1 protein-coding gene is annotated in these 3,351 nt (G+C 64.3%); it reads left to right on the top strand.

Features of this window, described 5'->3' with window-relative positions; all coding sequences use genetic code 11:
* The first annotated feature begins 227 nt into the window (after positions 1-227).
* Positions 228-3,224, top strand: coding sequence for a TonB-dependent receptor (locus WCJ52_RS12270; protein WP_336903596.1), 2,997 nt, complete (start codon positions 228-230; stop codon positions 3,222-3,224).
* Positions 3,225-3,351: the final 127 nt, after the last annotated feature.

The following is a 3,351-nucleotide window of genomic DNA, read 5'->3' as shown; positions in this document are numbered from 1 at the left end:
CAGTTGTTCGTGATGTGTTCCTAGTCTGGTTCGCGGGCGTCGGGAAGGGGGGGAGCCACTGGCCGGACTGTGTCGAAATCGTGTTGGAAATACGACACTTGTCACAAAACTCGCTAACCCGCCTCTGGAAGGCTTCGGACTGCCAGCAAGTTTTTGTTAAGCAGGCCAATCGCGCACGCGCTCACGATCGTTAAATCGACGAAAACCTTTTAGGAGTCTGTCAAGACATGGCTTTCAGGCATGCACTTTTGAGGACCACGGTCATTTCCGGGCTCGCTGCCCTGGCCTTCGCCCCGGCGGCGATGGCCCAGCAGGGGGCGGACGTCGACGAACTGGTCGTCACCGGCTCGCGCATCAAGACCACGGAATACACGTCTTCGTCGCCCATCCAGGTCATCACGGCGGAATCCCAGACCCTTCAGGGCCTGGTCGATACCTCTCAGGTCCTGCAGCAGTCGTCCCTGGCCGCCGGCTCCTTCCAGGTGAACAACCAGCTGACCGGCTATGTCACCACTGGCGGTCCCGGCGTGAATACGGTCAACCTGCGCGGCCTGGGCGCCAACCGGAACCTGGTCCTGCTGAACGGCCGCCGGGTCGGCCCGGCCGGTACCCGCGGCACCGTCGGCCCCGTCGACCTGAACGTCATCCCGCAGTCCGTCATCAACCGGATCGAAATCCTGAAAGACGGAGCCTCGTCGGTCTACGGCTCTGACGCCGTCGCCGGTGTCATCAACATCATCACCAACGACAAGATCGACGGCGGTCAGGTCGAGGCCTACGGAAACATGTCGCCCGACGGTGGCGGCGAAATTTTCCGGATCAACGGCGTTTGGGGCAAGACCTTCGACCGCGGTTATTTCAACATCTCGGCTGACTATTACGAGCAGAAGGTGCTGCGTCGTCAGGATCGCGCCGACACCTCCTGCGCCGCCGACTACCTGGTGGATCCGGCCACCAACCAGCGCGTCGACTACAAAAACACCGAGGGCACGACCAAGTGCTATAACCTGTTCGCTAACACCCTGCGGACGGGCTCCTTCGGCGATCTGGTCTACACCCTGCCGGGCATCGCCTATCCGACCGCGGCCCAGGGCAATGCCGGCTCCAACGCCACCATCCCGGTCCCGGCCGGCTTCGCCCGAAGCGCACGGGCCGGCTTCCCGGCCACCTATCCCTACGCCGAGCAGGAAGACCCGCTCTTTGGCCGCGCCTCGATCCTGAGCCCGGTCAAGCGCTACACCGTCATGGCCACGGGCGGCATTGACTTCACGCCCAACATCGAAGGCTACGGCGAGCTCCTGCTCAACCGCCGCGAGTCCGCCCAGTACGGCGTGCGCCAGTTTTTCCCCACTCTCACCTCGGCCTGGATCCTGGGCAACCCGAACAATCCCTACGGCACGAGCCTGGGGACCTCGCAGCTGCCCATCATCCCGATGAAGTCCGACCGGGCCCAGACCGTGGACTACGCCCGGATGGTCGTTGGCCTGCGGGGCGACATCTCCGGCTTTGGCTTCCTGGACGGCTGGTCCTGGGACGCCTTCGTCCAACACTCCCGTTCGGACGCCGACTATGGCGTCGACGTGATCTACAACGACCGGGTCAATGCCGTGACCACCACGGCCCTGGCCTGCGACCAGTCGAAGATCACCATTTCCGGCGGCCTGTGCTCGACCATCCCCACCGGCATCCCCCTGACCTCGCAGCGCGTCCTGGCGGGTAACTTCAACGACGCCGAGAAGGCCTTCCTCTTCGGCTACGAGACGGGTCACACGGTCTACGAGCAGACCCAGTTCGAAGGCTCGATGAGCGGCACCCTGTTCCAGCTACCGGCGGGGCCTCTGGGCGCTGCCGTCGGCGTGAGCTACCGTGAGGATCGGATTGATGACCAGCCCGGCATCAACGAGCGCTCCGGTAACTTCTGGGGTTCGAGCTCCGCCGGCCGTACCCGCGGTGGCGACAGGGTCCAGGAAGCCTTCGGCGAACTGAATGTGCCCATCATCAATGGCGTCACCCTGCTGGAGTCCGTCGACCTGACCCTGTCGGGCCGGTACACGGACTATGATAGCTACGGCTCGAACTCGACCTACAAGGTCGGCCTGAACTGGGCCCTGACCTCCTGGCTGAAGGTCCGCGCCACGGACGGCACCTCCTTCCGGGCACCCGCCCTCTACGAACTCTACCTGGCCAACCAGACCAGCTTCCTTGGTCAGACCTCGGTGGACCCCTGCATCCGCTACGAGGACAGCACCAACCAGAACATCCGCACCAACTGTGCGGCGGCGGGCGTTCCCCAGGGCTACATCGCGGCGGGCACCTCCAGCGCCACCATCATCACGGGCGGCGGCGCCGGCGTCCTGGAGGCGGAAGACTCCAAGGCCCGGACCCTTGGCCTGATCTTCACCCCCAAGTCCCTGGGCGTGTCGATCGCGGTGGACTACTTCGAGATCGAGGTGAACAACGAGGTCCGTCAGTTCGGTGCCTCCAACATCGCCTACCAGTGCTATTCGCGGGCCGACTACCCGGACAACCCCTACTGCAGCCTGATCAACCGGGCGAGCGGTGCCGTCCCGCAGATCCTGACGATCAACAACAGCTATGTGAACGTTGCCAGCCAGAAGAACCGGGGCATCGACCTGACGGCGCGCTACGATCACGAGTTCGACTTCGGCCGCCTGCAGGTGGACTCCCAGTTCACCTGGCAGCTGGAGGACAAGACCCAGCTGCTCGGCTCGTCCACCGTCGAGGACTTCAACGGCACGACCTATGGGTACGACGGTCCGGACTTCACCGGAGAAGTGAATGTCCGCTTCGACAAGGACGACTGGACTGGCTACTGGGGCGTGAACATCATCGGCAAGGGTTCCGATACCGGTTACCTCGGCAAGGATGAGTACCTGAGCACCCGCTACTCGAGCACGTGCCGCAACTCGGCGGGTACGGTCGCGCCCTGCACCACCCTGCTGGCCTCGGCCGCCACGACACCGGGCCTGACGGTGATCGGGACCCCGGTGGTCTACAAGCAGTACACCGAGTTCTACCTGACCCACGACATCTCGTTCCGGAAGCGCATGGACGACTGGACCTTCCAGGCTGGCGTCCAGAACCTGTTCGACGAGCGCCCGCCTGCGGGTTCCGCTGGCCAGTTCCGGATCGGCACCGCCGCTCTGAACGGCTACGACATGGTCGGTCGCAAGGCCTTCGTTCGGGTCGGCTATAAGTGGTAATCTCGACAGGGGCCTGATCCCCGGAGGGGCGGCGGACTTCGGTCCGCCGCCCTTTTTCTTTGGGCGGGGCCCCGGATCAGGCCCGCCCGATCCCCGTGATCCCGTGATCCGCTCCCTTCCGCACCAC

Origin of the sequence: Phenylobacterium sp. (genome assembly GCF_037138395.1) — a bacterium.
Lineage (GTDB): Bacteria > Pseudomonadota > Alphaproteobacteria > Caulobacterales > Caulobacteraceae > Phenylobacterium.
This window is presented reverse-complemented; position numbering and strand designations above follow the sequence as displayed.